A 26,604-nucleotide genomic window follows, 5' to 3' on the forward strand; every position below is an offset into this window, starting at 1 on the left:
CGTGCCGACAAACCTTGTTTGATATAAGATAACGCCCCTCGTTTTTCCGCCTTGCCTTGCCCCGGAGTTCCCCATGACGGCCCCAGCCGAGCTCTCGCCCACCCTCCAACTGGCCTGCGACCTGATCCGTCGTCCCTCGGTCACCCCTGTCGACGCCGATTGCCAGGCGCAGATGATGAACCGCTTGGGCGCCGTGGGCTTCCAGCTCGAACCGATGCGCATCGAAGACGTCGACAACTTCTGGGCCACCCATGGTCACCAGGACGGGCCGGTGCTGTGCTTCGCCGGCCACACCGATGTGGTCCCTACCGGCCCGGTACAGCAGTGGCAGCATGAGCCGTTCGAGGCACTGATCGATGCCGATGGCATGCTCTGCGGGCGTGGCGCTGCCGACATGAAGGGCAGCCTGGCCTCCATGGTGGTCGCCAGCGAGCGGTTCGTGCAGGACTACCCGAACCACCGCGGCAGGGTCGCGTTCCTGATCACCAGCGATGAAGAGGGCCCGGCACACCATGGCACCAAGGCTGTGGTCGAGCGCCTGATCGCGCGCAACGAGCGCCTGGACTGGTGCATCGTCGGCGAGCCGTCGAGCACCAGCCTGCTCGGTGACGTGGTCAAGAACGGCCGCCGTGGCTCGCTTGGCGCCAAACTGACCGTGCGCGGCAAACAAGGCCATGTGGCCTACCCGCACCTGGCACGCAACCCGATCCACCTAGCCGCGCCAGCGCTGGCGGAGCTGGCCGCCGAACACTGGGATGAAGGCAACGCGTTCTTCCCACCGACCAGTTTCCAGATCTCCAACCTCAATTCCGGTACCGGCGCCACCAATGTGGTGCCGGGTGATCTGACCGCGCTGTTCAATTTCCGCTTCTCCACCGAGTCGACGGTCGAAGGCCTGCAGGCGCGAGTCTCGGCAATCCTCGACAAGCATGAACTGGACTGGTCGATCGACTGGGCGCTTTCGGGCCTGCCATTCCTCACCGAGCCCGGCGAACTGCTCGATGCCGTTTCGGCCAGCATCAAGGGGGTCACCGGCCGTGATACTCAGCCGTCCACCAGCGGGGGCACGTCCGATGGCCGGTTCATCGCCACCATGGGCACCCAGGTCGTCGAACTGGGCCCGGTCAATGCAACCATCCACCAGGTCGACGAACGCATCCTGGCCAGCGACCTCGACCTGCTGACCGAGATCTACTACCAGACCCTGGTGCGGTTGCTCGCCTGATGCTCGCCTGCCCTATTTGCCAGGCGTCACTGACGCGGCTCGACAACGGTGTGGTGTGCCCGGCCGGCCACCGCTTCGACCGTGCCCGCCAGGGTTACCTGAACCTGCTGCCTGTGCAGCACAAGAACAGCCGTGACCCTGGCGACAATCAGGCCATGGTCGAAGCGCGCCGGGACTTCCTCGATGCCGGCCATTACGCGCCCGTGGCCCGTCGCCTGGCTGAACTGGCCGCCGAGCGCCAGCCTGGCGCCTGGCTGGACATCGGCTGCGGCGAAGGCTATTACACCGCGCAACTCGCCCAGGCCCTGCCACAGGCTGACGGCTACGCTTTGGACATCTCGCGGGAGGCCGTCAAACGTGCCTGCCGCCGCGACCCTTCGGTCACCTGGATGGTCGCCAGCATGGCCCGCGTCCCCATGGCCGATGCCAGTTGCCAGTTCATCGCCAGCGTGTTCAGCCCGTTGGACTGGGCCGAGGCCCAGCGCCTGCTGAGCCCGGGTGGCGGCCTGATGCGGGTGGGCCCGACCAGCGGCCACCTGATGGAATTGCGCGAAGTGCTCTACGATGAAGTACGCCCTTATGCCGATGACAAACACCTGGCCCTGCCCCCCCAGGGCATGGCCCATACCCACAGCGAAACCCTTGAGTTCCGGCTGAGCCTGGCGGCCCCCAAAGCCCGGGCCGACCTGCTGGCCATGACGCCGCACGGCTGGCGCGCCAGTGCCGAGAAACGTGCGCGGGTGATAGACCAGCCCGAGCCCTTCGACGTCACGGTTTCGATGCGTTATGACTATTTCGTGCGCCAAGACTGAGCACACCTGGAGCCCTTATGCGCCAACCTGATATCGAGATCTACCTGAAGGACGCTGACGTCGACCACAAGCAGATTGCCCAATGGCTCGGCGAAGTGATTGGCCCCTGCAGCGAATGGCAGCAGAAAGGCCAGACCTTCAAATGCAAGGCCGGTAACATTCCGGTCACCTGGTTACCCAAGGCTGTAGGGAAATGGAACAGCCTGTACCTGGAAAGCGACCAGACGCCATGGGACGATGACGTCGCCTGCGCCCGCGCCGCATTCGCCGCACTGGGCGTGGAAGTGCGCTGCGCGCCAGGTGGCTGGGTCGAGGAAGATGGCGAGGAAGATGCCGATCGCTGGATCCGCATCAGCGCTGACGGTGAAGAGGAGATCACCTGGCGTACCTCGTGAGCAGCACGCTACAAAAGAGTTCGCATCAGGCTGCAAGTTACACGGTCAACTTGCAGCTTGAAGCTTGAAGCTTGAAGCTTGAGGCTCGAAGCGCAGGACTCAGAGCCCTACGACGTCCTCGGCTTGCAGGCCTTTCTGGCCCTGCACGCAGGAGTACTCGACCCGCTGCCCTTCGACCAGGGTACGATGCCCCTCACCGCGGATCGCCCGATAATGGACGAATACATCCGCACCACCTTCGCGCTGAATGAAGCCAAAGCCCTTGGCATCGTTGAACCACTTTACATTCCCAGTCTCACGAGACGACATCTGAACTACTCCGGATTTTTATTGTGAAGATCGCCTTGTAGACACAGGGTTTCCTCCCCGTGCCGACGCCGCTTGCCGAAATATCCTGCAAGTGGCAGGCCGAGTATATGCCACAGAACAAATAATTTTCATGACCGCCGCGCCCTTTGCAGGATTTTGCTGAACTTACGCAGATACGGCAGACTAACCGTTTGCACATTCACTGAACATCACACCCAGGGCACACACCCCATGACCCGTTCTCCCCTGCGCCGCCTGATCTTTGGCGCTCTGCGTCGCCTGTTGTACCTGTGGGTGCGCTCCGAGACCATCAACCAGTCCGCCATGAGCCTGCAGCTCGACCGCAGCCGCCCGGTGTTCTATGCCCTGCCCTCGCCATCGCTCACCGACCTGGCCGTACTCGACCATGAGTGCACCAAGGCGGGGCTGCCGCGCCCGGTACTGCCGGTAGCGGTGGGCACGCTGCACGAGCCGGCCGGGTTCTTCTACCTCACGCCCGACCCGGACTGGCTCGGCCGCCACGACAAGCGCGGCGCGCCCCCCACCCTTGAGCGGGTGATTGCAGCGGTCAGCCAGCATGCCGAAGAAGACGCACAGATCATCCCGGTCAGTGTGTTCTGGGGCCAGACGCCTGCCAGCGAATCGAGCCCGTGGAAATTGCTCTTCGCTGACAGTTGGGCGGTAACCGGGCGCCTGCGCCGGCTGCTGACCATCCTGATACTGGGGCGCAAGACCCGCGTGCAGTTCTCGGCGCCTATCCAGGTGCGTGAGCTGGTGCAGCACAACAAAGGCCATGAACGCACCGTGCGCATGGCCCAACGCCTGATGCGCGTGCACTTTCGCAACCTCAAGACTGCAGTGATCGGCCCGGACATCTCGCACCGGCGCAATCTGGTCAAAGGCCTGGTGCACGCGCCACTGGTGCGCCAGGCCATCAGCGAACAAGCCCAACGGGAAAACATTCCCCAGGCCAAGGCTGAAGCTCAGGCCCTGCGCTACGGCAACGAGATCGCCTCGGACTACACCTACACCGCGATCCGCTTTCTGGAAGTGGTGCTCAGCTGGTTCTGGAACAAGATCTACGACGGTATCAAGGTCAACCACATCGAGCAGGTGCAGGGCATCGCACCGGGCCACGAAGTCATCTATGTACCCTGCCATCGCAGCCACATCGACTACCTGCTGCTGTCGTACCTGCTGTTTCGCAACGGCCTGACGCCACCGCACATCGCGGCCGGCATCAACCTCAACATGCCAGTGATCGGCGGCTTGCTGCGCCGCGGCGGCGCCTTCTTCATGCGCCGCACCTTCAAGGGCAACCCGCTGTACACCGCAGTGTTCAACGAATACCTGCACACCCTGTTCACCAAGGGGTTCCCGGTCGAGTACTTCGTCGAGGGCGGGCGCTCGCGCACCGGGCGCATGCTGCAACCACGCACGGGGATGCTGGCGATCACCTTGCGCAGCTTCCTGCGCTCATCGCGCACACCGATCGTCTTCGTGCCGGTGTACATCGGCTACGAACGGGTCCTGGAAGGCCGCACCTACCTGGGTGAACTGCGTGGCGCCAGCAAGAAGAAGGAGTCGATCTTCGACATCTTCAAAGTCATCGGCGCGCTGAAGCAGCGTTTCGGTCAGGTCTACGTCAACTTCGGCGAACCGATTCGCCTGGCAGGCTTTCTCGACCAACAGCAACCCGGCTGGCGTGAGCAGGCACTTGGCCCGCAGTTCCGTCCCGCCTGGCTGAACGAGACCACCACCCGCCTGGGTGAAACCGTGGCCCGCCACCTCAACGAGGCTGCAGCGGTCAACCCGGTCAACCTGGTGGCCCTGGCGTTGCTCTCCACCAGCCGCCTGGCACTGGACGAAAGTGCCCTGATCCGGGTGCTGGACCTGTACCTGGCCCTGTTGCGCAAGGTCCCCTATTCGCAGCACACCACCCTGCCCGAGGGCGACGGCCAGGCGCTGATCGAGCACGTCAGGGGCATGAACCTGCTGGCGGAGCAGAAAGACGCCCTGGGCCGCATCCTCTACCTGGATGAAGCCAATGCGGTGCTGATGACTTATTACCGCAACAACGTCCTGCACATCTTTGCCTTGCCGGCGTTACTGGCAAGCTTCTTCCACAGCAGCTCACGAATGAGCCGTGACCTGCTCGGGCAGTATGTACACGCGTTGTATCCGTACCTGCAGGCCGAGCTGTTCCTGCGCTGGTCACCCGAGCAACTGGACGAGGTGATCGACCAGTGGCTGGCCGCGTTGGTCGAACAGGGGCTGCTACGCCAGGAGCAAGACAGCTACATTCGCCCTGCTCCGAGTTCGCGCCAATTCGTCCTGCTGACCCTGCTGGCCCGCTCCATCACCCAGACCTTGCAACGCTTCTACATGGCCACTTCGCTGCTGCTCAACAGTGGGCAGAACACCCTCAGCGCGGAAGAACTCGAAGACCTGTGCGTGATGATGGCTCAACGCCTGTCGATCCTGCACGGTCTCAATGCCCCGGAGTTCTTCGACAAGACCCTGTTCCGCCACTTCATCCAGACCCTGGTCGAGCAGGGCGTGTTGCGCCCGGACGGCAATGGCAAGCTGGGCTATCACGACAAGCTGGGAGAGCTGGCCGAGGGCGTGGCCAAGCGCGTGCTGTCAGCCGAGCTGCGCCTGTCGATCCGCCAGGTGGCGCTGCACCGTGATGAGCCGGTGGACATCGTGCAGGGGTAGATTTTCAGCCTGCGCCCGGTCCTTGAAAGGGATCAACATCGATTCGCTGCACCCCACATCCCTTTCAAGGACTATCAATATGCCTCAGATCAAATCGGTGACCGTCGAAATCACCTGCTCAGACTCCACCACCCCGCCGGCGGGAGCCCTCGTCAAATTGAGCTTGGCTGATGTTTCGCTAGCAGATGCGCCGTCCACCCCTGTTACCGAACTCGATCTGCGCTGGGGAAGCGGTTTTCCGATCACCCTGCCGCTGCCCTTTGACTGGAGCCAGATCAACCAGAAACACGAATATGCCATCGGTGCGCGCATCGAGAATGATGGGCAACTGGTGTACATCAACACCACGAACTACACGCTGAAACCAGGCGTAGGCACCTATCAGGTTGAGGTCGAGAAGGTGCACTCGGTCGCTGAAGGTCTCCACGGCGGCAACCTCATGGGTTGACCACCTGCCCTGGAAAATCCGTTAAAGTCCTTGGGGTTGGCCACAAGCCAACCCCAAGGACTTTGGAGATTCCATGAAAAAGCTCGTAATGCTGTGGTGCGCATCCCTGCTCGCAGCCTGTTCCACCCACACCTCGCCGCCCCAGGCCAGCCTGGATGGCGAAGTCTTCTACCTTCAGCGCATCGCCCTGCCGCCCGCCGCCACCTTGAGCGTGGAACTGCAGGACGTATCGCTGATGGACGCCCCCGCCGTCACCCTGGCGCGCCAGGCCGGCCCGGTCAAAGGCAACGTACCGCTGCCGTTCCACCTCACCTACGACCCCGCCCAAGTCAAGCCCGGCCACCGCTACGCGGTCAGCGCGCGCATCGAACTGGGCGGCAAGCTGCTGTTCATCAACACCGAACACCACGGCGTCGAGCTCGATGGCAGCGACGCCCAGCCGGTACGGATCAAAGTCGATCCCGTACGCTGACATCCGCCTACTTCTGTTGAAAGGGACCCTTTCATGATTCGCTCCTCCCTGCGCTTCACCGCCCTGTGCGCCGGCCTGCTGCTGTCCGCCAGCGCCCTGGCCCTGTCACTGGGCGACCTGACCCAGAAGGACGCCACCGGCGGCCTGAAAGATGCGCTCACCCAAGGTGCACAGGTCGCCGTCAAGCAATTGAGCACCCCCGGTGGTTTCAGCAACAACCCGGATGTGCGCATCGAACTGCCAGGCAACCTCGGCAAGGCCGCCAAGGCCATGAAGATGTTCGGCAAAGGTGACCAGGTCACGGCCCTGGAAGACAGCATGAACAAGGCCGCGGAAGCGGCGGTGCCGCAAGCCCAGGCGATCCTGGTCGATGCGGTGAAGAACATGAGCGTGACCGATGCCAAGGGCATCCTCAGCGGGGGCGATGATTCGGCCACCCAATACCTGAACAAGAGCAGCCGCGAGAAGATCCGCGCCAAGTTCCTGCCCATCGTCAAGGCGGCGACCGACAAGGTGGGCGTGGTTCAACAGTACAACGCTTTTGCCGGCCAGGCCTCAGCCCTGGGCCTGGGCGATGCCAAGAGTGCCAATGTCGAGAGCTATGTGACCGAAAAAGCCCTAGACGGCCTGTTTGAAATGATCGCCAAGCAAGAACAGAGCATTCGCCAGAACCCCGCACAGGCAGCTACCAGCCTGGCCAAGAAGGTATTTGGCGCCCTGTGACCCGCGAAGGGAGGGCTATGCCCTCCCCCGCAGCCTTCAGCCCTTCTTCACCCTGAACCACGCCGCATACAGTGCCGGCAGGAACAACAGGGTCAGCACCGTGGCAACGATCAACCCGCCCATGATCGCCACCGCCATCGGCCCGTAGAACACGCTGCGCGACAGCGGGATCATCGCCAGCACTGCCGCCAGCGCCGTCAGCACGATCGGCCGGAAGCGCCGCACCGTGGCCTCGATGATGGCCTGCCAACGGTCCAGCCCCGAAGCGATATCCTGTTCGATCTGGTCCACCAGGATCACCGAGTTGCGCATGATCATGCCCGCCAGGGCAATGGTGCCAAGCATGGCGACGAAGCCGAACGGCTGGCGGAACACCAGCAGGAACAAGGTCACGCCGATCAGCCCCAGTGGCGCCGTGAGGAACACCATCACCGTGCGCGAGAAGCTGCGCAGCTGGATCATCAACAAGCTGAGCACCACGACGATGAACAGCGGCATGCCGGCGTTCACCGACTTCTGCCCGCGCTCGGAGTCCTCGACAGTGCCGCCCACTTCCAGCAGGTAGCCATCCGGCAGCTTGTCCTTGATTGCCTGCAAGGTCGGGGCAATCTGCTTGACCAGGGTTGCCGGCTGCTCCTTGTCATAGATGTCGCCGCGTACCGTCACCGTCGGCAAGCGGTTACGGTGCCAGATGATGCCTTCCTCGAAGCCATAGTCCAGGGTCGCTACCTGCGACAGCGCCACGCTCTGGCCGTTGTCGGTGGGCAACGCCAGGCTGCCGAGGTTGCCCAGTTCGCCACGCTCCTTCTGCGTGCCACGCAGGAGAATTTCGATCAGCTCGTTGTCCTCCCGGTACTGGCTCACCGTGGTGCCGGTGAGCGAGCTGCGCAGGAAGCTCGACAGGTGCGCGGTACTTACGCCAAGTGCACGCGCACGGTCCTGGTCGATCGCCAGGAACACCGCCTTGCTTGGCTCTTCCCAGTCAAGGTGCACGTTCACCACATGGGGGTTTTCACGCACCTTGTCCGCCACCTCACGGGCCAGGGCGCGCACCTTCTCGATATGCTCGCCCGTGACCCTGAACTGCACCGGGTAGCCCACCGGCGGGCCGTTCTCAAGGCGGGTGACGCGGGCGCGCAGGTCGGGGAATCGCTGGTCCACCGTGTCGATCAGCCAACTGCGCAAGCGCTCGCGCTCCTCCAAAGACGTGGCCAGCACGACGAACTGGGCAAAGCTCGCGGCGGGCAGTTGCTGGTCCAATGGCAGATAAAAGCGCGGCGACCCGGTGCCTACGTAGGCCACATAGTTGTCGATGCCATCCAGCTGCTTGAGCAGGGCCTCGAGCTGCTTGACCCGCTCGGTGGTATTGCCCAGCGACGCGCCCTCGGCCAGTTTGAGGTCGACCATCAGTTCTGGGCGGCCGGACGCCGGGAAGAACTGCTGCGGCACGAAGCGGAACATCGCAATGCTGCCGACAAAGGCTGCGATGGTCAGCAGGATGACCGTCTTGCGCCGCCGCACGCACCACTCCACTACACGTCGCACACGCTGGTAGAACGCGGTGGCATAGGGGTCCGGCGCATGCCCGTTACCGTTATGACGGGCGGCATGCAGCTTGGCCAGGTCCGGCAGCAACCGTTCACCCAGGTAAGGGACGAACACCACAGCCACCACCCACGAGGTGAGCAACGCAATGGTCACCACCTGGAAGATAGAGCGGGTGTACTCACCCGTACTGGACGCTGCCGTGGCAATCGGCAGAAAGCCGGCAGCGGTAATCAGCGTACCGGTCAGCATCGGAAAAGCCGTGCTGGTCCAGGCATAACTGGCAGCCTTGAACCGGTCGTAGCCCTGCTCCATCTTGATCGCCATCATTTCCACGGCAATGATCGCGTCGTCCACCAGCAGGCCCAGGGCCAGCACCAGCGCGCCCAGCGAGATCTTGTGCAGGCCGATACCGAAATAGTGCATGGCGGCAAACGTCATCGCCAGCACCAAGGGTATAGCCAGGGCCACCACCAAGCCGGTACGCAGCCCAAGCGAGAAGAAGCTCACCAACAGCACGATGACCAGCGCCTCGACCAGCACCTGGACGAACTCGCCCACGCCCGCCTTGACCGCAGCCGGCTGATCGGAGACTTTGCGCAGCTGCATCCCGGCCGGCAGGTTGCGCGCCAAGCGTTCGAACTCACCTTCCAGTGCCTTGCCCAGCACCAGGATGTCGCCGCCATCCTTCATCGACACGGCCAGGCCGATCGCGTCTTCACCCATGAAGCGCATGCGCGGCGCGGGAGGGTCATTGAAGCCCCGGTACACCTCAGCGACATCGCCGATACGGAAGGTGCGATCCCCTACCCGGATGGGGAACTGGCGAATCTGCTCGACGCTGTCGAACTGGCCACTGACGCGCAGTTGCAGGCGCTCGCTGGGGGTTTCGAAAAAGCCGGCGGTGCTCACCGCGTTCTGCTCTCGCAGCGCTTGCTGCACGGCCTCCAGCGGCACGCCCAGGGTGGCCAGCTTGAGGTTGGACAGCTCGATCCAGATTTTCTCGTCCTGCAGGCCGATCAGTTCGACCTTGCCCACGTCCTTGACACGTTGCAACTGGATCTGGATTCGGTCTGCATAGTCCTTGAGCACGGCGTAGTCGAAGCCGCTACCGGTGAGCGCATAAATATTGCCGAAGGTAGTACCGAACTCGTCATTGAAGAACGGCCCCTGGATTTCCGGGGGCAGGGTGTGGCGGATATCCGCGACCTTCTTGCGGATCTGGTACCACAGCTCGGGAATATCCTTGGAATGCAGCGAGTCCCGGGCCATGAAGGTCACTTGCGATTCGCCGGGGCGCGAGAACGAGACGATCCTCTCGTACTCGCCGGTTTCCATCAGCTTCTTCTCGATGCGCTCGGTCACCTGGCGCGACACTTCCTCGGCCGTTGCCCCCGGCCACAGGGTACGGATGACCATGGCCTTGAACGTAAAGGGCGGATCCTCGCTCTGCCCCAGCTTGGTGTAAGACATGGCGCCAATGGCAGCCAGCAGGATCATCAGGAACAGTACGATCTGGCGATTGCGCAGCGCCCAGGCGGAAAGGTTGAAACCCATCGGGACTTACTCCTTGGCCGTCAGGTTCACCACACGGTTGGTACGGTCCACCGGCCGCACCTCCTGCCCCTCGCGCAGCACGTGGCCGCCGGCGGCCACCACCCAGTCGCCAGGGTTCAGGCCTTCGAGTACGGGAACAGTGTCACTGCCATAAGGCCCCAGGCGCACGGCGGCACGCTCCAGGCGACGGTCCTGGTTGACCCGCCAGACGTACGCCTGGCCGTTTTCCGCGGTGACCGCCGAGAGAGGTACAGCCAGTGGGATCAGCCCGTCATGGGCAATGAATACCCGTGCGCTCTGCCCAAGGTCGGCAGGCACCTTGGCCGAGTTGAAGGCGATGCGTGCGGCGAAGGTACGTGAACGGGGGTCGGCTGCAGGCGACAACTCCCGGATACGGCCCTCAAAGCGCTCATTGCCCCGCGACCACAGCTCGACACTGACCTGCTGGCCAACGGCGAAGCGGGCGAACTGCTGCTCCGGCACGCCGATGACGACTTCGCGCTCACCATCGGCCGCCAGTGTGAATACCGTCTGCCCGGCAGCCACCACCTGGCCGACCTCGACCTGACGCTTGGCGATCACGCCGGCCTGGGGCGCCCGCAACACGGCGTAGCCGGCCTGGTTGCCAGCCACGTCGAATTCGGCTTTGGCCTGCTTGAGGCGCGCGAGCCCGGCCCGGTAGAGGTTCTCGGCGTTGTCGTACAGGGAATGGCTGACCATCTGCCGATCCAGCAACGTGCGGTAGCGGTCACGCTCGGCGCGTACCAGGGCAAGGTTGGCTTCGGCGGCCGCCAACTGGGCACGGTTGGCCTCAAGTTGCAGGCGCACATCCTGGGGGTCGAGCTCTGCCAGTGGCTGTTCGGCCTTAACCCGCTGCCCCTCCTCGACCAGGCGTTTGCTGACCTTGCCAGCGATGCGGAACGCCAGCTCCGGCTCGAAACGCGCTCGCACCTCGCCAGGGTAGCTGTTGGCTGAGGCTTGGGCTGGCTGCGGCTGGACCACCAGCGCTGGGCGGGGAGCTGTGGGCGGGGCCGCTTGCTGCCCGCAGGCGGCCAGCAACAACGCGGCAGCGGCAGGCAGAGCGAGGCACAAGGCATGACGCAACATGATGAATCCTTTCGCGACGAGCGCATCGAATATTTATACTGTCGAGTATATTAAATCAGGGAACCGAAGCCGGGAAGCCAGCGTCGGAAAGAAAATCAGCGCTAAGGATGGGCCATTCCCTGAAGCCGGAAGGCAAACGAGCCGGTAAGATGGGGGCCCCTTCAACCAGACATGGACTCCAATGCCCAACGACGCACCCATCGGCCCAGGTCGCCCCAAGGACCTTGCCAAGCGCGAGGCGATCCTCGAAGCGGCCAAGACGCTGTTCCTCAGCCTCGGCTATGCCAACACCAGCATGGATGCGGTCGCTGCGGCGGCAGGTGTTTCAAAGCTCACCGTGTACAGCCACTTCACCGACAAGCAGACCCTGTTCTGCTCGGCGGTCATGGCCACCTGCCAGATCCAGTTGCCTGATCTGCTGTTCGAGTACCCCGAGGGCGTCGCGCTGGAAGAAGTGCTTCTTACCATTGCCCGCGGCTTCCAGGCGTTGATCAGCAGTGATGAAGCGGTAAAACTCAGCCGCCTGATCATGGCCCAGGGCAGCCAGGACCCCGGTTTTGGCGAGTACTTCTACGAAGCCGGCCCGAAACGGGTGCTGGCGGGCATGGAGGGGTTGCTGCGCGAGGTCGCCGAGCGCGGCCTGTTGCGCATCGACAATCCGTTGCGCGCGGCCGAGCACTTCTTCTGCCTGGTCAAAGGTGCGCCCGATTACCGGCTGCTGCTGGGGTGTGCGGGGCCATTGGAGGGAGCTGAGGCCGAGGCGCATGTGCGCGAGGTGGTGGGGGTGTTCATTCGGGCGTTTCAACCCTGAGGATCATCCTATACCTATCGGACGGTGCAGTACCTGAGTGGCCTTGTGTCGCAAAAGGGCCGCAAAGCGGCTCCGGAACTCAGCGCTGTCGTGAATATTTCCCTGGCCTTGCCAAACCTTGTTTCCCAACATTTTTGCCAGTAGTCAGTTCCACCTTCACGCGACAAACTCATAACCATCCTTGAATATGAGTGCGACGGCCATGCCTGCAAAAAGCGAAACACTGAGACTCTTCTATAAGGGCACCAAGCTGTCTACATTGCAAAGAGACGACGCTCACCATGCCATCATCAGCGCCCAGGGCCGGAACTTGTGCGAAACATCCAGCCAAACATCAAAAGCCTATCTATTAGCCGCCGACGTGCAGGAGTCGACCGTCATATCCCATTCAGAGAGCGTAATGTCTACTGCCTATAGTCCATATGGCTGTGACAATCTTCCGCCCGCCAGTCACGTGCTGGCGCTATACACTGGACAACCCCGTTTACCATTGGCAGTTGGTTACCTGTTGGGAAATGGCCATCGCCTCTATGATCAAAGGTTGATGCGGTTTACCAGACCAGACGGATTATCCCCATTCGGGAAAGGAGGTCTGAATGCCTACGCCTATTGCGTCAACGATCCAATCAATAAATCAGACCCAACAGGGCAAAGCTTTATACCAAATATACACTTACTTAAGAAACTACAGGGCGGATACTCATACAAAAGGCTTTCGCCGAGACTGGACTCAGCCAAACCAAACCTATCGCAGAGAGAATATCGTTCGCTTGATGCATCCCTGTCAAAACGCCAGAGCAAGCTAACAAAACAAGAAGGCAGATTCGCCGACGCCGAGCGATCCAGACTCGCCCAGCAGCAAGCCAGACTGCAGTCGTTAGTGCCCTCTGAAGTTGACGGCAAAACACGCTACCACGCCCCTGCCAAGCCATACGCGCCAGCGTCTTCTTTAGACCTGAACAGCCGTCAACTGACCCGCTATCTACTGACCCATGGGCTGCCTGCAGGTTCGAGTGCGCCTCCAGAATCGAGGCCGGTGCTTCTCAATGGGAATACCTTGGAAGAAGTCGAAACTAATGTGCGGAATGCTTTCGCTAGATCTCCCAGCTCCCTGACGCAAATAGAGACAGATCTGGATGCGCTCCTCGCAAGGTTAGTGGTATTACGCGAAAGCTAGCCAAGCAGTCACAGCCACTTTAGCTCTTTATGATTTCAGCGCCTTCTTCGGATATATGTCATACCGGCTAGACTTGCCTTCCAGGCTGTGGCTGGGCTTGGGCCCGTCGATGATCGGTGCCTTGCGCGGCCGCTTCACCACCACCCGGTGGCTGGCCAACGCCAGCGCGGCTTCGAGCAAAGCGGGGGCGTCCAGGTCATCGCCCACCAATGGCCGAAACACGCGCATTTCCTTTTTCACCAAGGCACTCTTGTCCCGGTGCGGGAACATGGGGTCAAGGTAGATCACCTGCGGCGCCTCCCCTTCCCAGTCGCGCATACGCTCGATGGCGTTGCCCGTCAGCAAGCGCATGCGGCCGACGATGGGCCCCACCTCGTCATCCGACCGGGCTCGCGTCAGGCCGTCTTCCAGCAAGGCCGCGATCAGCGGCTGGCGCTCGATCAGGGTCATCTGGCAACCCAGGCTGGCCAGCACGAACGCGTCCTTGCCCAAACCTGCCGTGGCATCGAGCACTTGCGGCCGCACCCCCTGCGCGATACCCACGGCCTTGGCGATCATCTGCCCGTTACCACCGCCGAACTGGCGCCGATGCGCTGCCTGACCTTCGACGAAGTCCACCCGCACCGGCCCGGGCGCCTGCGGGCCCAACTGCTGGATCTGCAAGCCATCGGCGCCTACCTGCACAGCGAAACCGGCCGCATCGTCCTGCAGCGGCAGGCCGAGGCGCTCGGCCCATGCCGTCGCCTGGTGCGCATACTCAGCCGACATCGCTTCGACTCTGATACCCGTGCCTTGCTCTTCCATCATCCACACCTGAAAATTCAACCCACGCCCTTAATGAATCGGCACCCTCGGCCGATACAGGCAATATCCCGCTATTCTGCCAGAGCACAACGCGCACGACTGCCATGACAGATACTCTTCCCATCGGCTTGACCTACCTGTCGCCCGTCGGCAACTACGGTCGGCAGAATACCCAGGCACTGGGAGGCGTCAGCCACCTGTGGCAGGATTTCTTTGCCCGCGCCATGGCCGAACAGCAAGGGGATGAGGCAGACAGCAGCCATCAGGCGCTGGTGCAGTATGACACCGTCAGCGGTGAGCCGATTGGCGGAGCCAGGGCCCTGGCCCTGATCGATGCCCAACGCGCCTGCCCCGTGCACGACACCATCGTTGCGCCACCCGAGCCCCTGTTCCTGCCCAAGGCCGAACTCGAAGCCAGCCTGCTGGAGCCAGCGCCGGAGCCATTCAGCGCCGCCGAGATGATTCAGCAGCAGCGCCAACTGGACATCACCAACAGCTGGCTACGCCCGGTCGTCATCAGCCAGGGGCAGCCGCTTGCCGAGCCAGGCCCTGCACCCTCCCCGCGCCCGCTGCACTTGCCTATCGCCGAGTTCGAGACTGCCCTGCTCGACCCCGCGCCGGAGCCTTTAGACGCCGCGACCATGGCCAAGCAGCAGAACGACCTAGAGTTCGACATCCATTGGGCACGGCCGGTCGTGCTGAACAACGTTCGCGCTCACGCCTGATGTCAACGGCAGACCTGCCACACGCCCATGTCCAGGTGAAAGTGATTGCGGTGAGCGGCATTGTATTCCGGCCCCAGCACCGTGCTGAAACTCTTGCAGGCCGCTTGCTGTACCTGCCGCAGGAAGGCCGCCTTTTGTCCACCTGCCTGCCAGTCCCGCGCCAGCACGATCCGCTGCCCATCTTGTAGACGAAAGCCGCTGATATCCAGCGCATTGGCCGTGGCGTGCTGACTGAGCCGGCCCTGCTTGCGGTGATAGACGTTGCGGCAGGCAAAGCTGCCCAGATGATCGACCTGCGCCACCGGCTGGCCGAACACCTGCTGCGCGGCAGGTTGCAAGCCATGCTTCTCGAACAGCGCATAGGCCACCGCCAACGGGCAACTGGCCAGAAAACTGCTGCTCAACCGCGCCTGGCCTCTTTCTATCCGCCAGACGTTTTGCAATGGGCAATTGGCCGATGCCGGGCTATCGGCCTGCGTCCGATAGCGCAGGCTGGTGGTCGCCAACGCTTGGCGGCACAGCTGAGGGTCATCGCGCAGACGCGAAAGCTTGTAAGGCGTCAGCAGGTTCGGCGGCTGACCAACGTCCAGTGCTGCCCACGGATCCCAAGCCTGGGGCAGGCGCCAACCCAGCTGCCATAAAACGCCAGCTACCAGCAGCAGCCCGCACAGCAGCACCAATGCGCGCACCGCGCTTCAGCGCCGGAACAGGTCGTTGAGCTGGGCGAACGGCAGCGCCTGCTCACCGTAGCTGAACGTGCCCTGGTCACGAATTTCCAATGCCGCGCGCTGGAACGCACCGAGCGCTGCACGCGCCAGTGAAGAGCCCACGCTGATGCGGCGTACGCCCAAGTCCTGCAGCTGATTGACGCTCAATGGCACACCCGCCAGCCCCATCAGCACATTGACAGGTTTCGGTGCCACGGCCTGCACCACCGCGCGAATTTCTTCGGCAGAGCGCAAACCCGGCGCATAGAGCACGTCGGCGCCCGCTTCGGCGTAAGCCTGCAGGCGCAGGATGGTGTCATCCAGGTCCATACGCCCGTGCAGCAGGTTTTCCGCGCGAGCGCAAAGCGTGAAGGGGAATGGCAGGCTGCGCGCCGCCTGCACTGCAGCCCTCACCCGCTCCACCGCCAGGCCCAGGTCATAGATCGGCGCGTCGCGGCGCCCACTGGCATCCTCGATCGAGCCGCCGACCAACCCTGCTTCGGCGGCTCGCAAGATGGCGTGGGCACAGTCGTCCGGCAGGTCACCAAAACCATTTTCCAGGTCGGCGGCAACTGGCAAGGCAGTGGCATCGACGATCATCCCGGCGTTGCCAAGGGTTTCCTCCAGGCTCAGCGCCGCCTCGGCATCCGCTCGGCCAAGGCTGAAGGCAAGGCCTGCACTGGTGGTAGCCAGGGCCTCGAAACCGAGGTCTGCCAGTAGCTTGGCGGAGCCGGCATCCCAAGGGTTGGGGATGACGAACGCCCCATCGCGCTCGTGCAGGGCTTTGAAGGCTTCGGCACGCAGGGTTTGTACATCCATGGTCACAACCTCCTACTGGTCGGTGAGGGTCAAAGTAGCCCCAGTTGTTCGACCTCCGGGGCCCGTGGCAATTCCCACAACGCCGCCAGCCCCGGCAGGCGCGCCATCAGCCGCTGATGAAAACGCTGGGCCAGCGCGGCGGCCAGGCGGTTGTCCGAGGTGTGCAGGAAGATGTAAGGGCTGCGGCCTTCCTCGATCCAGCTGGCGACCTTTTCAACCCATGGCGAAAGGAACGCTTCGTTGGCCTCGAGCACAGGGTGGCCGATAAAACGGACTTGGGGGTGCTGGCTGAACGCTGCGGGGCGCGGCGGAACCTTGGGCTTCTTGGCTTGCGCATCGAGCACGGCGGCTTCACGTGAGGTACAGCTGAACAACGCACGCGGGTCCAGGCAGATACGCTCAACACCGCGCTCATTCAGCAAACGGTTGAGCAGGCGCTCCTCTTCACCCTTGGCGAAAAAAGCCTGATTACGCACTTCCACCGCCACAGGCACACCGATCTGATCGAGAAACTGCCCCAGCTCAGCCAGCCGAGCCGGGCCGAACTGCGCCGGCAATTGCAACCAGTACGGTGACACCCGCTGGCCGAGGGGCGCCAGCAGCCGGGTGAAGTCCAATGCTGCTTCCAGTCGCTCGCGCAGGTCGCCTTCATGGCTGACATCGCGGGGGAATTTGGCAGTGAAACGAAAGTGCGCGGGCATGACCTGCGCCCAACGCTCGACAGTGCTCGGCGCTGGGCGGGCATAGAACGTGGTGTTGCCCTCGACCGCATTGAGCACCTGGCTGTAAAGGCCAAGAAACTCGCCGGTGCGGGCGTCAGCGGGATACAGGTAGTCGCGCCAGGCGCTTTCGCTCCAAGACGGGCAACCCAGGAAATAAGGCAGGTGGGATGAACTCATCCCTCAAATGTACAGGTCCAGCCCCAGCACTTCCATGTCCCAATCGGTAAAACCTGCAGTACTGAGGTAGCTGGCCAGCGCGGTCGCCGTGCGGCGGTCCCGCGCCCGTGGGAACACCATGTCCTGCTGGCGGGCCGGCAGGCCACCGGGGCGACGGCGCGGCGCCGCTTCCTGAGCGGCATCGCCCTCTTCGATGAGCTCGGCATCGTCGATGCTCTCATCGCGCACCGGCGCCTTACGCGGCGCGCGCTTTACCGGATAGGACTGCGATGAGAAACCGTCGATACGCATGATGAGCACTCAGGACCAATGATGGCAATTTAGCAGCATCAGTGTTCCGTCGCTAATGCCCTAGTGATAACTGGACCACAGTTTGCACCAAAGGTTTTATCGACAAGCGCGATAACCGACGGACAGCCGTCAGCGGGCTTTGGGCGTAGCGACATTATCGCGCAGGTAAACCGGTTGCGCCTGATCGGCGACGATTGCCTCGCCCCGTGCCCAGGCGAAGCTGGCCAGGTTGAGGATGTCCAGCGCATTGGGCAATGCCGCCGGGTTGCTGGCACTGGCCTGCACGGCCAGACGCTCGGCATAGCCCCAGCCGGTCCCGGCACCGTACCAATCGCCGCTGCTGCCCTCTGGCAACGCCACGCGCTCCGGTGGCAGCACCGCTTCCAGGCCCTGCAGGCGCATCTCGCCACCCACCGCCTGGTAGCAACCCCAGTACACCTCGTCCATGCGCGCATCGATGGCCGCCGCTACCTGCTGCGCGCCATGCTCGCGCAAGGCACCCTGAGCCAGCGCGGCCAGGTTGGACACTGGCAGGACTGGGCGCTCCAGCGCGAAAGCCAGGCCTTGCACCACGCCGATGGCGATCCGCACGCCGGTGAAGGCGCCGGGGCCACGGCCGAAGGCAATGGCATCGAGGGCATTGAGCGCCACGCCGGAATCATTCAGCAGCTGCTTGATCATCGGCAGCAGCTTCTGCGCGTGCATGCGCGGGATCACCTCGTAATGGCTGGTTACCTTGCCGTCATGCAGCAGCGCGACGGAACAGGCTTCAGTGGCGGTATCCAGGGCCAGCAGGGTGGTCATCGAACGGGTATCCAGGAGCAAGTGAAAAGAGCGGCAGTATAGACGACAACGGCCCGCAAGCGGGCCGTCGTGACGCACGGTGATGGATCAGCTCAGGGCTGCCAGCACTTTGGCGGTAATGTCCTCTACCGAACCCACGCCTTCGATGTGGATGTACTTGGGCTTGCCAGCGTTGGCGGCCGACAGCTTCTGGTAGAAGTCCACCAGCGGTTTGGTCTGGTTGTGGTAGACCGACAGGCGATGACGCACGGTTTCTTCCTTGTCATCGGCGCGCTGAATCAAGTCTTCGCCGGTGTCGTCGTCCTTGCCTTCCACTTTCGGCGGGTTGTACCGAACGTGGTAGGTACGGCCCGAGGCCGGGTGCACGCGGCGGCCCGCCATGCGGCCGACGATCTCTTCGTCGTCGACGGCGATCTCGACCACTGCATCGATGTCGACACCGGCAGCGACCATGGCTTCAGCCTGTGGAATGGTGCGTGGGAAACCGTCGAACAGGCAGCCGTTGGCGCAATCTGGCTGGGCGATGCGCTCCTTGACCAGGCTGATGATCAGCTCGTCGGAGACCAGCTGGCCGGCGTCCATGACTTTCTTGAGCTCCAGACCCAGCGGGGTACCGGCCTTGACGGCAGCACGCAGCATGTCACCGGTGGAGATCTGTGGGATACCGAACTTTTCGGTGATGAACTTTGCCTGAGTACCTTTACCGGCCCCGGGAGCTCCCAGCAGAATTACGCGCATCTCGTGCTCCTCAAATTTTTTTATGAAATTCAATGGATTCGGCAACCAGGGCCAAGTCCGGAAAATCGGGTATGACCATAAATCGGTCAGAAGGCTGCTCAAGATACACAGCGCCCGTCAGCCAGACAAGCGTCCCAAAGTTGCAGGAATGGGCCATCTGTAGCCGAGGCGGCGGATGGTTGCGCCAAGCGCAACCACCTGCCCTGCCCTGGCCTGGTCCCCACCAAGGCCCTGCGCGCGAGCCCCCAGGCAGGGCCTCAGCCCGTGTTGCGCAGGCCTGCGGCGATCCCTGCAACGGTCACCAGCAGGGCCTGCTCCAACGGGCTGTCCAGAGCGGCTTCGCGGCTGCGCGAGCGCGCCAGCAGCTCGGCCTGGAGCCGGTGCAGCGGGTCCAGGTAGGTGTTGCGCAGGCTGATGAATTCCAGGGTTTCCGGGCTGTGCGCCAGTAGCACCTGTTGCCCGGTGAGGGCCAGTACCACCTGACAGGACTGCGACAATAGGTCGCGCAGGTGTGCACCTAAAGGAAGCAATTCCGGTTGCACCAGACGTTCGTCGTAGGCCTCGGCAATTTGCGCATCCGCTTTGGCCAGGACCATCTCCAACATGTCGATGCGGGTACGAAAGAACGGCCACTGTTCACGCATCTGCGCCAGCAATTCACCCTGCCCCCGTGCCAGTGCATTGCCCAATGCGGTCTCCCACCCCAACCAGGCCGGCAGCATCAAACGCGTCTGCGTCCAGCCGAAGATCCATGGAATGGCCCGCAGGCTTTCGATTCCACCGGCACGGCGCTTGGCCGGGCGGCTGCCCAGCGGCAGACGCCCCAGTTCCTGTTCGGGTGTGGACTGGCGGAAATACTCGACGAAGTCCGGGTTCTCCCGCACCACACCGCGGTAAGCCTTGACCCCATCGGCGGCCAGTTGGTCCATCAAGGCGCGCCAGGCCGGCTCCGGGGGTGGCGGCGGCAGCAAGGTGGCTTCCAGCACCGCCGCCAGGTACAGGTTGAGGTTCTGCTCGGCGATGCCTGGCAAACCAAACTTGAAGCGGATCATCTCGCCTTGCTCGGTAGTGCGGAACCGCCCCGCCACCGACCCCGGTGGTTGCGACAGGATCGCTGCATGCGCCGGGCCACCGCCGCGGCCGACAGTGCCGCCACGGCCATGGAACAGCAGCAGTTCGACCTGATGCTCACGGCAGATGCGCACCAGGTTTTCCTGCGCCCGGTATTGGGCCCAGGCCGCGGCAGTGGTCCCGGCGTCCTTGGCCGAATCGGAGTAGCCGATCATCACTTCCTGCGGCCCGCGCAAGCCCGCGCGGTAGCCCGGCAGGCCGAGCAGCCGCTCCATCACAGGGCCTGCGTTGTCCAGGTCGGCGAGGGTTTCGAACAGCGGCACGACCCGCATCGGCCGGGTCAGCCCCGCTTCCTTGAGCAGCAATTGCACCGCCAGCACGTCCGATGCCGCGCCGGCCATGGAGATGACGTAAGAACCGAGCGATGCACCCGGCGCCGCAGCGATTTCGCGACAGGTGGCAAGCACTTCGGCAGTGTCCGCCTGGGGCATGAAGTGGGCCGGCAGCAAAGGCCGGCGGTTTTTCAGTTCGGCCTGCAGGAAAGCGATACGCTTGTCTTCATCCCAGTCCGCATAGCTGCCCATGCCCAGATAGTCGGTGATTTCCGACAGTGCGTCGCGGTGTCGGGCGGCATCCTGGCGCACGTCCAGCCGCCCCAGAAACAGGCCGAATGTCACGGCACGTCGCAGGCTGTCGAGCAGTGGCCCATCGGCGATAACGCCCATGCCGCATTCGTGCAGGGACTGGTAGCACAGCTCCAGCGGCGCGATCAGGTCACGGTTGTCCACCAGCACCTCGGCACTGGCCGGCTGGGTTGCGGTGAGCGACGCATGGGCCCAGGCGCGCGTCGCCCGCAAGCGGTCACGCAAGCGCTTGAGAACGGCGCGGTAGGGCTCGGGGGTATCCCCTACCCGCTCGCGCACAGCGCTGCTGGCTTGCTGCATGGACAGCTCCGCGGCCAGCGCGTCGACATCGCGCAGGAACAGGTCGGCCGCCATCCAGCGCGCCAGCAGCAACACTTCGCGGGTCACGGCGGCGGTCACATTGGGGTTGCCATCACGGTCGCCACCCATCCAGGAGGCAAAGCGCACAGGGGCCGCTTCCAGTGGCAGGCGCAGGCCGGTGGCGTCGAACAGCGCCTTGTCCACCTTGCGCAAGTGGCTGGGGATGGCATGCCACAGGGAGTGTTCGATCACCGCGAAGCCCCATTTGGCTTCGTCTACCGGCGTTGGCCGGGTGCGGCGGATTTCTTCTGTGTGCCAGGCCTCAGCGATCAACCGGCGCAGGCGCTCGCGTACCTGCTGGCGCTCGACCGGGGTCAGGTCGCGATGGTCCTGCGCGGCCAGCTGGCCGGCAATGGCATCGTACTTCTGGATCAGCGTGCGGCGTGCCACTTCGGTGGGGTGCGCAGTGAGCACCAACTGGATGTCGAGCTTGGCCAACTGCCTGGCCAAGGCATCGTCCTTGTGCCCGGCCTGCTTGAGCCGCGCCAGCAGCTCAGGCAGCACCCGCGCCTCGAAAGGTTCTGGCTGCTCGGCGTCACGGCGGCGGATCAACTGGTACTGCTCAGCCATGTTGGCCAGGTTGAGGAACTGGTTGAAGGCACGCGCCACCGGCAGCAAGTCGTCTTCGGCCAGGTCCGCCAACGTAGAGCTCAGCTGTTCGCCGGCGCTGCGCCGGTCCGCCTTGGCGCTATGACGAATGTCCTCGATCTTCTGCACGAACGCGTCACCGTGCTGCTGGCGTATGGTTTCGCCCAGCAAATCCCCCAACACATGGACATCTTCACGCAAGCGCACATCGATATCAGTCATTGGCCCTCTCTTCGGCACGGCTCGCCCGCGCTCTGCTCCGGAAACAGCACTGGCCCAAGAGTGCCCATAGCGGGGCAGCCATGGCAAGCCATGACCGGTAAAGCAAACTAAAGTAAACACGTAGCAGTCCGATGCAGTGCAGCCTTTTCAAGGCGTTGACAGAGGTCATCATGAAAATCCGCGAACTCGCCCAGCACTGGGAACAAAATGCCGCCGGCACCCTGAGCCCGACCGGCCATACCTTGCACCTTGACCTGGAATCGGAGGCGCGCCTGGCGGCGCTCATCGACATGTACCCCAAGCGCACCGCCGAGGAGTTGCTCGGTGAACTGGTCGCAGCGGCGCTTGAGGAGCTTGAGGCCAGCTTCCCCTACGTGCAGGGCAACAAGGTCATTTCCACCGACGAAGAAGGCGACCCGTTGTACGAGGACATAGGCTCTACACCGCGCTTTCTGGCGCTTTCACGGCGCCATCTGCACACGCTCAGCCACCCCGGCGAGAACAGCGGAAACTGACGTGCCAGCCCCCGTTCCGGGCTGCCCTCCAGCCCGGAATACCGCTTCTGACAGTGGAAGTTCCGCCCCCATACCACTGACCGATCAGTCAGAAATAGTTGGCATTTTTTTCTGAACTATTCAAAAAACGACTCAGTCACAGCCAATAGCCATCACGCTAAAACCCTGCACACAGTCGTTGTGCACCCTTGAGCTGACACACACGGCGATGCCAGGGATTGAGCGATGGGATGGACTGCTACGGACATCGTCGTTATCAGGAGTGATCCAATGGAGCTGACCACCATGAAGACCCGCACTTCGAAACTTTCCTCAACTCATGTGCGCGGGCTCAAGCTGGCCGCGCTGGCCCTGGGCAGTAGCCTGGTCCTGGCCGGCTGTGCAGGTAACCCGCCCACCGAGCAATATGCCGTCACCCAGTCCGCCGTGAACTCCGCCGTCAGCGCTGGCGGTACCGAGTTTGCCGCCGTTGAAATGAAAGCGGCGCAGGACAAGTTCAAGCAGGCCGAAATCGCCATGCACGACAAGAACTACGAGCAAGCCAAGCGTCTGGCCGAGCAGGCCGAATGGGACGCTCGCCTCGCCGAACGCAAAGCCCAGGCGGCCAAAGCCCAGAAGGCCGTGCAGGACGCCCGCCAAGGCGTTCAGGACGTACGTCAGGAAGGCCTGCGTAGCGTTCAGTGAACGCTGCCCAACCTGCCTTAGCCTTCGCACTCGATCAAAGGATGAACACTATGCGCAAACACGTCATGATTCCCGCCCTGTTGGCCCTGAGCGTCGGTCTCGCTGCCTGCTCGCACGACCCGAATGCCAACCTGGAGTCGGCCCGCACCAACTTCTCGTCGCTGCAGAGCGATCCGCAGGCGAGCAAGGTCGCAGCCCTTGAAACCAAGGACGCACAGGACTGGCTGAACAAGGCCGACAAGGCCTACATGGAGCGTGAAGACAGCAAGAAAGTCGACCAACTGGCCTACCTGACCAACCAACGCGTTGAAGTGGCCAAGCAGACCATTGCCCTGCGCACGGCCGAAAACGAGCTGAAAAACGCGGCGGCCCAACGTGCCCAAGCCAAGCTCGATGCCCGCGACGCGCAGATCGCCAAGCTTCAGGACAGCCTGAACGCCAAAGAGACCGACCGCGGTACGCTGGTGACCTTCGGCGATGTACTGTTCGACTTCAACAAAGCTGAACTCAAGAGCAGCGCCTACCCTAACGTGACCAAGCTGGCCCAGTTCCTTCAGGAAAACCCTGAGCGCAAGGTCATCGTAGAGGGCTACACCGACAGCGTCGGTTCGGCCAGCTACAACCAGTCCCTGTCCGAACGTCGCGCCGGTGCTGTACGCATGGCGCTGGTACGTGCAGGCGTGGACCCTGCGCGCATCGTCGCTCAGGGCTACGGCAAGGAGTACCCGGTTGCTGACAACTCCAGCAACTCGGGCCGTGCGCAGAACCGCCGGGTGGAGGTGACCATCTCCAACGACAACCAGCCGGTAGCGCCGCGCTCGGTGAGCCAAGTGCAGTAACGCTCACAGGCCGCTAAAAAAGAACCCCGCCTTCATGGCGGGGTTCTTCATTTTTGATCATTGGCTGGAACGGGTCATTGCACGCGTTGCGGGGTTTGTTCACCCATGCAGCGCACCGCACGCTTGCGGTTGTCGACCAGTACCCCGGTAAGGCCTTTTTGCGCTGTGTCGAACAGCACCAGCACCCCATCTACACACTGCGCCACCTGCGGCGCAGGGTCGAGGGACACCTTGTAATCCTCGCCCGGAACGGTCTTGAGCATGGTGAAATCCTGCAGCAACAGCGCGTCTTCTGGCTTGGCGAAATGCAGGTAGCCGTAGTACCACAGAGCCCCCACCGTCACGATGATGCTGCCGACACCGGTCAGGATCAGCGGGATGGCGTTGCGTTCTTCACTCATTGCTTGCTCTTCTCGTCGGGGTAGTTGGGCACTTCGGCCAGCCGCCGCAGGCCGTTGAAATGGCTGGGATCATCAAGAAAACGCAGCATCACCTGGCGCCAGACCGGGTCGGCGAAGGTCTGCACGTGGCCGCCACGGGTCAACTGCAGCACCCTTGGAGGCGGTGCGTGCTGGTAGAGGCGGATGCCGTTGTCCATGGGTACCAGGTTGTCGTCGATGCTATGGAAGAACAGTTTGGGTGGGCTGCTCAGGCGCTCGACGGAGCGGATCGCGCTGTCGCCATCGGGTACCAGCCAGGACAACGGCACCTGCAAGGGCCAGGTCAACCATGATGTGCTCAGCGCAAAGCGCCCGACGTCACGGTAACTGGCCGGTACGCCGTCGAACACCAGTGCGCTGAAGCGCTGGCGCTGCTCGGGGTGGGCTGCCAGGTAGTGGATGGCCATTGCCCCACCGAGGCTCTGCCCCAGCAGTACCAGGGGTTTACCCTGGACCTCGGGGGCCTGGTCGAGCCATGCCATGGCCGCTGCGATGTCGGTGTAGACCTGCGGCAAACCGGGCTTGCCCTCAGACAGGCCATAGCCCCGGTAATCGATCATCAGCACCTGATAACCCTGCTCCGGCAGCCAGTAGCTACCGCCCAGGTGCCCCGCCAGGTTGCCGCCATTGCCGTGCAAGTGCAGCACCGTGCCCTTGACCTCGACACCGGCCTTGGCCGGCAGCCACCAGCCATGCAGGCGAACGCCGTCGGCGGTGGTCAGGGTGACATCGCGGTACTGCAGCTTGGCACGCTCGGGCGTGAACGGCTGGCCCGGCTCCGGGTAGAACAACAGGCTGCTGCAGCCGCCCAGGCCCAGCAGCGCCAAGCCCAGGACCAGGCAGCGGCAGCGCTCAAAGAATGTTCGCGTAGTCGGCTTCAATGCGATCCAGGCTCAGGTGGTTGAGGAAGTTGGAGAAGCACATCCAGGCCGACAGGGCATTGAGGTCGCGGAACTGCTCCGGCAGGTACTTGGGCGGTTCCACCAGGCCTTCTTCGACCAGTTGACGCAAGGTGCGCATGTCCTCGAGGGTAGTCTTGCCGCAGAACAGCAGCGGAATCTGCTCTAGCTTGCCCTTTCTCACGGCCAACTGAATGTAGTTGTAAACCATGATGAAACCCTTGAGGTAGGACAAATCCTTGGTAAATGGCAGACCATCAGGCACCGACCCGCGGAATACCCGGCTTGCATTGCTGTAGCTTTGCGCCATTTCAAAGCCCTGGGCGCGGAAGAACTCGAAGACCTGAAGAAAATCGGCGCCCTCTTCGACCATGTGGATGGCGCGCGTGCGGTTGGTGAGTTTGCGCAGGCGACTGGGGTACGAGGCGAAGGCGATCACCTCCATGAGAATCGCCAAGCCCTCCTGCGTCACCGTCGATGAAGGCGGGCCCTTGGCCAGGAAGGTGCAGATCGGCTGGTTCAGGCCGTTGAGCGTGGTGCCCACATGCACCAGCCCCTCGTGCACTTCCAGCGCGCGCACATCACGGCTGTTGAACATGGCGTCGGCGCGCACCTTGATATAGTCGGCACCGGCCGCCGCATCGGCGACGATCCCGTCCGACTCAAACACCCGGATGGTCTCTTCAGCCTCGCCGAACACCTTGTTCAGGCGATGCTGGAGGATATCCACGGTCTCTTTGGCAGTGATGTTTTTCGGCTCGTCCTTGAGGTCACCACGGCCGTCGATGTTGTTCAGGTAATCGGAAAGCATCAGGCCGAGGTCGGCCAGCGTCGGGTCGCCAGCGTGGAAGGCATCGGACGCTGCGCCATAGAGTTCCTGGGAGATCAGCCCGAAGTCCTCGGTGCCGCGTGCCTCGAGCATGCGCACCACCATGCGGTACTCCTTGCACATGCGCCGCATGATCTGCCCCACCGGGTTGAACTGCCCCAATTGCCGGGTGATGTCGCGCTCGATGCTCTGGAACTCGGCCTTGACCGCACTTGAGTCGAACGACAGCGGCCGCGACTGGTAATAGGCACGGTCCACGGCCGGCGGCTCTTTGCCCTTGGCCTTAAGAAAGCCTTGGCGGATGCTGTCGTCCCATTTGACCGCGTCGAGCACTCGGATCGGGGTCTGCGCGGTGACGATGCGATCGGACAGTGCGCGAATGGTCTGCTGGTACTCGTCCAACGGGGAACTCCTTTCTAGAACAAGG

At 63.0% G+C, this 26,604-nt stretch carries 27 protein-coding genes; 13 read left to right on the forward strand and 14 right to left on the reverse strand.

Annotated elements, in window-relative coordinates; genetic code table 11:
* Positions 1 to 73 precede the first annotated feature (73 nt).
* From dapE to OSW16_RS21200, 3 genes are read left to right on the forward strand one after another with little or no spacing between them, the layout of a single operon-like run.
* The gene (gene dapE / locus OSW16_RS21190; protein WP_241804401.1) at positions 74 to 1,225 is read left to right on the forward strand and encodes a succinyl-diaminopimelate desuccinylase; all 1,152 of its coding nucleotides are present in this window, start codon (positions 74 to 76) and stop codon (positions 1,223 to 1,225) included.
* Positions 1,225 to 2,037: a putative RNA methyltransferase gene (locus OSW16_RS21195; RefSeq protein ID WP_267818247.1), complete on the forward strand. Its 813-nt coding sequence runs from the start codon at positions 1,225 to 1,227 to the stop codon at positions 2,035 to 2,037. The genes dapE and OSW16_RS21195 overlap by 1 nt, the downstream gene beginning before the upstream one ends.
* A gap of 17 nt (positions 2,038 to 2,054) precedes the next feature.
* Positions 2,055 to 2,432 carry a hypothetical protein gene (locus OSW16_RS21200; RefSeq protein ID WP_267818249.1) on the forward strand — a complete coding sequence of 126 codons (378 nt, stop codon included), beginning with the start codon at positions 2,055 to 2,057 and terminating at the stop codon, positions 2,430 to 2,432.
* Positions 2,433 to 2,531: 99 nt separating this feature from the next.
* Here the strand turns inward: OSW16_RS21200 and OSW16_RS21205 are convergent, their stop codons facing one another.
* Entirely contained in the window at positions 2,532 to 2,741 is a 210-nt protein-coding gene (locus OSW16_RS21205; RefSeq protein WP_012315914.1) for a cold-shock protein, read from the reverse strand.
* Between the two features lie 231 nt (positions 2,742 to 2,972).
* On the opposite strand from OSW16_RS21205, the gene plsB reads away from it, so the two are divergent.
* From plsB to OSW16_RS21225, 4 genes are all read left to right on the forward strand, one after another.
* Positions 2,973 to 5,459: a glycerol-3-phosphate 1-O-acyltransferase PlsB gene (plsB, locus tag OSW16_RS21210; protein WP_267818251.1), complete on the forward strand. Its 2,487-nt coding sequence runs from the start codon at positions 2,973 to 2,975 to the stop codon at positions 5,457 to 5,459.
* A gap of 79 nt (positions 5,460 to 5,538) precedes the next feature.
* Positions 5,539 to 5,907 (forward strand): YbaY family lipoprotein, encoded by a 369-nt coding sequence (locus OSW16_RS21215; RefSeq protein ID WP_267818253.1) that lies wholly within the window; start codon positions 5,539 to 5,541, stop codon positions 5,905 to 5,907.
* A gap of 73 nt (positions 5,908 to 5,980) precedes the next feature.
* Complete coding sequence (locus tag OSW16_RS21220) at positions 5,981 to 6,379, forward strand: YbaY family lipoprotein (RefSeq protein ID WP_267818255.1); 399 nt, start codon at positions 5,981 to 5,983, stop codon at positions 6,377 to 6,379.
* A gap of 33 nt (positions 6,380 to 6,412) precedes the next feature.
* Positions 6,413 to 7,102 carry a DUF4197 domain-containing protein gene (locus OSW16_RS21225; protein WP_267818257.1) on the forward strand — a complete coding sequence of 230 codons (690 nt, stop codon included), beginning with the start codon at positions 6,413 to 6,415 and terminating at the stop codon, positions 7,100 to 7,102.
* Positions 7,103 to 7,138: 36 nt separating this feature from the next.
* Here the strand turns inward: OSW16_RS21225 and OSW16_RS21230 are convergent, their stop codons facing one another.
* Together OSW16_RS21230 and OSW16_RS21235 are read right to left on the reverse strand one after the other, a co-directional pair.
* Positions 7,139 to 10,204: an efflux RND transporter permease subunit gene (locus tag OSW16_RS21230; RefSeq protein ID WP_267818259.1), complete on the reverse strand. Its 3,066-nt coding sequence runs from the start codon at positions 10,202 to 10,204 to the stop codon at positions 7,139 to 7,141.
* 6 nt (positions 10,205 to 10,210) lie between these two features.
* Entirely contained in the window at positions 10,211 to 11,311 is a 1,101-nt protein-coding gene (locus tag OSW16_RS21235; RefSeq protein ID WP_267818261.1) for an efflux RND transporter periplasmic adaptor subunit, read from the reverse strand.
* Positions 11,312 to 11,492: 181 nt separating this feature from the next.
* On the opposite strand from OSW16_RS21235, the gene OSW16_RS21240 reads away from it, so the two are divergent.
* Together OSW16_RS21240 and OSW16_RS27195 are read left to right on the forward strand one after the other, a co-directional pair.
* Entirely contained in the window at positions 11,493 to 12,122 is a 630-nt protein-coding gene (locus OSW16_RS21240; protein WP_267818264.1) for a TetR/AcrR family transcriptional regulator, read from the forward strand.
* Between the two features lie 400 nt (positions 12,123 to 12,522).
* Positions 12,523 to 13,299, forward strand: coding sequence for an RHS repeat-associated core domain-containing protein (locus OSW16_RS27195; protein WP_349974844.1), 777 nt, complete (start codon positions 12,523 to 12,525; stop codon positions 13,297 to 13,299).
* 27 nt (positions 13,300 to 13,326) lie between these two features.
* Here OSW16_RS27195 and OSW16_RS21245 read toward each other — a convergent pair whose 3' ends face one another.
* Positions 13,327 to 14,103: a class I SAM-dependent methyltransferase gene (locus tag OSW16_RS21245; RefSeq protein WP_267818266.1), complete on the reverse strand. Its 777-nt coding sequence runs from the start codon at positions 14,101 to 14,103 to the stop codon at positions 13,327 to 13,329.
* A 104-nt stretch (positions 14,104 to 14,207) separates the two neighbouring features.
* Here OSW16_RS21245 and OSW16_RS21250 point away from each other — a divergent pair, with 104 nt between their 5' ends.
* On the forward strand, positions 14,208 to 14,828 hold the full coding sequence (locus tag OSW16_RS21250) for an energy transducer TonB (protein WP_267818268.1): 621 nt from the start codon (positions 14,208 to 14,210) through the stop codon (positions 14,826 to 14,828).
* Between the two features lie 2 nt (positions 14,829 to 14,830).
* Here OSW16_RS21250 and OSW16_RS21255 read toward each other — a convergent pair whose 3' ends face one another.
* The 7 genes from OSW16_RS21255 to ppc all read right to left on the reverse strand — a co-directional run bounded on the left by OSW16_RS21255 (position 14,831) and on the right by ppc (position 21,971).
* Entirely contained in the window at positions 14,831 to 15,517 is a 687-nt protein-coding gene (locus tag OSW16_RS21255; RefSeq protein ID WP_267818270.1) for an extensin family protein, read from the reverse strand.
* 6 nt (positions 15,518 to 15,523) lie between these two features.
* Positions 15,524 to 16,354, reverse strand: coding sequence for an isocitrate lyase/PEP mutase family protein (locus tag OSW16_RS21260; protein WP_241804378.1), 831 nt, complete (start codon positions 16,352 to 16,354; stop codon positions 15,524 to 15,526).
* Positions 16,355 to 16,383: 29 nt separating this feature from the next.
* A complete protein-coding gene (locus tag OSW16_RS21265) occupies positions 16,384 to 17,253 on the reverse strand; it encodes a DUF72 domain-containing protein (protein ID WP_267818272.1) in 870 nt (289 codons plus the stop codon).
* A 3-nt stretch (positions 17,254 to 17,256) separates the two neighbouring features.
* A complete protein-coding gene (locus OSW16_RS21270) occupies positions 17,257 to 17,544 on the reverse strand; it encodes a hypothetical protein (protein WP_267818274.1) in 288 nt (95 codons plus the stop codon).
* A 129-nt stretch (positions 17,545 to 17,673) separates the two neighbouring features.
* Entirely contained in the window at positions 17,674 to 18,348 is a 675-nt protein-coding gene (gene tsaB / locus OSW16_RS21275; protein ID WP_267818276.1) for a tRNA (adenosine(37)-N6)-threonylcarbamoyltransferase complex dimerization subunit type 1 TsaB, read from the reverse strand.
* Positions 18,349 to 18,435: 87 nt separating this feature from the next.
* Positions 18,436 to 19,086 (reverse strand): adenylate kinase, encoded by a 651-nt coding sequence (gene adk / locus OSW16_RS21280; RefSeq protein WP_267818278.1) that lies wholly within the window; start codon positions 19,084 to 19,086, stop codon positions 18,436 to 18,438.
* 257 nt (positions 19,087 to 19,343) lie between these two features.
* Positions 19,344 to 21,971 carry a phosphoenolpyruvate carboxylase gene (gene ppc, locus OSW16_RS21285; protein ID WP_267818281.1) on the reverse strand — a complete coding sequence of 876 codons (2,628 nt, stop codon included), beginning with the start codon at positions 21,969 to 21,971 and terminating at the stop codon, positions 19,344 to 19,346.
* A 170-nt stretch (positions 21,972 to 22,141) separates the two neighbouring features.
* On the opposite strand from ppc, the gene OSW16_RS21290 reads away from it, so the two are divergent.
* From OSW16_RS21290 to OSW16_RS21300, 3 genes are all read left to right on the forward strand, one after another.
* Positions 22,142 to 22,486, forward strand: coding sequence for a pilin assembly protein (locus OSW16_RS21290; protein ID WP_241804372.1), 345 nt, complete (start codon positions 22,142 to 22,144; stop codon positions 22,484 to 22,486).
* A 270-nt stretch (positions 22,487 to 22,756) separates the two neighbouring features.
* Positions 22,757 to 23,170, forward strand: coding sequence for a DUF4398 domain-containing protein (locus OSW16_RS21295; RefSeq protein WP_267818282.1), 414 nt, complete (start codon positions 22,757 to 22,759; stop codon positions 23,168 to 23,170).
* Between the two features lie 50 nt (positions 23,171 to 23,220).
* Positions 23,221 to 24,009 carry an OmpA family protein gene (locus OSW16_RS21300; RefSeq protein ID WP_267818284.1) on the forward strand — a complete coding sequence of 263 codons (789 nt, stop codon included), beginning with the start codon at positions 23,221 to 23,223 and terminating at the stop codon, positions 24,007 to 24,009.
* A gap of 74 nt (positions 24,010 to 24,083) precedes the next feature.
* Here OSW16_RS21300 and OSW16_RS21305 read toward each other — a convergent pair whose 3' ends face one another.
* From OSW16_RS21305 to OSW16_RS21315, 3 genes are read right to left on the reverse strand one after another with little or no spacing between them, the layout of a single operon-like run.
* Positions 24,084 to 24,410, reverse strand: coding sequence for a hypothetical protein (locus OSW16_RS21305; RefSeq protein WP_267818286.1), 327 nt, complete (start codon positions 24,408 to 24,410; stop codon positions 24,084 to 24,086).
* Complete coding sequence (locus OSW16_RS21310) at positions 24,407 to 25,330, reverse strand: alpha/beta hydrolase (protein WP_267818288.1); 924 nt, start codon at positions 25,328 to 25,330, stop codon at positions 24,407 to 24,409. The genes OSW16_RS21305 and OSW16_RS21310 overlap by 4 nt, the downstream gene beginning before the upstream one ends.
* Positions 25,302 to 26,579 (reverse strand): flavohemoglobin expression-modulating QEGLA motif protein, encoded by a 1,278-nt coding sequence (locus tag OSW16_RS21315; RefSeq protein WP_241804367.1) that lies wholly within the window; start codon positions 26,577 to 26,579, stop codon positions 25,302 to 25,304. The genes OSW16_RS21310 and OSW16_RS21315 overlap by 29 nt, the downstream gene beginning before the upstream one ends.
* Positions 26,580 to 26,604 lie beyond the last annotated feature (25 nt).

Source organism: Pseudomonas putida (assembly GCF_026625125.1).
Classification (GTDB): domain Bacteria; phylum Pseudomonadota; class Gammaproteobacteria; order Pseudomonadales; family Pseudomonadaceae; genus Aquipseudomonas; species Aquipseudomonas putida_X.

Coding starts and splice junctions, on each gene's coding strand:
- dapE (WP_241804401.1), top strand. CDS start 74: ATGACGGCCCCAGCCGAGCTCTCGCCCACCCTCCAACTGGCCTGCGAC.
- OSW16_RS21195 (WP_267818247.1), top strand. CDS start 1,225: ATGCTCGCCTGCCCTATTTGCCAGGCGTCACTGACGCGGCTCGACAAC.
- OSW16_RS21200 (WP_267818249.1), top strand. CDS start 2,055: ATGCGCCAACCTGATATCGAGATCTACCTGAAGGACGCTGACGTCGAC.
- OSW16_RS21205 (WP_012315914.1), bottom strand. CDS start 2,741: ATGTCGTCTCGTGAGACTGGGAATGTAAAGTGGTTCAACGATGCCAAG.
- plsB (WP_267818251.1), top strand. CDS start 2,973: ATGACCCGTTCTCCCCTGCGCCGCCTGATCTTTGGCGCTCTGCGTCGC.
- OSW16_RS21215 (WP_267818253.1), top strand. CDS start 5,539: ATGCCTCAGATCAAATCGGTGACCGTCGAAATCACCTGCTCAGACTCC.
- OSW16_RS21220 (WP_267818255.1), top strand. CDS start 5,981: ATGAAAAAGCTCGTAATGCTGTGGTGCGCATCCCTGCTCGCAGCCTGT.
- OSW16_RS21225 (WP_267818257.1), top strand. CDS start 6,413: ATGATTCGCTCCTCCCTGCGCTTCACCGCCCTGTGCGCCGGCCTGCTG.
- OSW16_RS21230 (WP_267818259.1), bottom strand. CDS start 10,204: ATGGGTTTCAACCTTTCCGCCTGGGCGCTGCGCAATCGCCAGATCGTA.
- OSW16_RS21235 (WP_267818261.1), bottom strand. CDS start 11,311: ATGTTGCGTCATGCCTTGTGCCTCGCTCTGCCTGCCGCTGCCGCGTTG.
- OSW16_RS21240 (WP_267818264.1), top strand. CDS start 11,493: ATGCCCAACGACGCACCCATCGGCCCAGGTCGCCCCAAGGACCTTGCC.
- OSW16_RS27195 (WP_349974844.1), top strand. CDS start 12,523: ATGTCTACTGCCTATAGTCCATATGGCTGTGACAATCTTCCGCCCGCC.
- OSW16_RS21245 (WP_267818266.1), bottom strand. CDS start 14,103: ATGGAAGAGCAAGGCACGGGTATCAGAGTCGAAGCGATGTCGGCTGAG.
- OSW16_RS21250 (WP_267818268.1), top strand. CDS start 14,208: ATGACAGATACTCTTCCCATCGGCTTGACCTACCTGTCGCCCGTCGGC.
- OSW16_RS21260 (WP_241804378.1), bottom strand. CDS start 16,354: ATGGATGTACAAACCCTGCGTGCCGAAGCCTTCAAAGCCCTGCACGAG.
- OSW16_RS21265 (WP_267818272.1), bottom strand. CDS start 17,253: ATGAGTTCATCCCACCTGCCTTATTTCCTGGGTTGCCCGTCTTGGAGC.
- OSW16_RS21270 (WP_267818274.1), bottom strand. CDS start 17,544: ATGCGTATCGACGGTTTCTCATCGCAGTCCTATCCGGTAAAGCGCGCG.
- tsaB (WP_267818276.1), bottom strand. CDS start 18,348: ATGACCACCCTGCTGGCCCTGGATACCGCCACTGAAGCCTGTTCCGTC.
- adk (WP_267818278.1), bottom strand. CDS start 19,086: ATGCGCGTAATTCTGCTGGGAGCTCCCGGGGCCGGTAAAGGTACTCAG.
- ppc (WP_267818281.1), bottom strand. CDS start 21,971: ATGACTGATATCGATGTGCGCTTGCGTGAAGATGTCCATGTGTTGGGG.
- OSW16_RS21290 (WP_241804372.1), top strand. CDS start 22,142: ATGAAAATCCGCGAACTCGCCCAGCACTGGGAACAAAATGCCGCCGGC.
- OSW16_RS21295 (WP_267818282.1), top strand. CDS start 22,757: ATGGAGCTGACCACCATGAAGACCCGCACTTCGAAACTTTCCTCAACT.
- OSW16_RS21300 (WP_267818284.1), top strand. CDS start 23,221: ATGCGCAAACACGTCATGATTCCCGCCCTGTTGGCCCTGAGCGTCGGT.
- OSW16_RS21305 (WP_267818286.1), bottom strand. CDS start 24,410: ATGAGTGAAGAACGCAACGCCATCCCGCTGATCCTGACCGGTGTCGGC.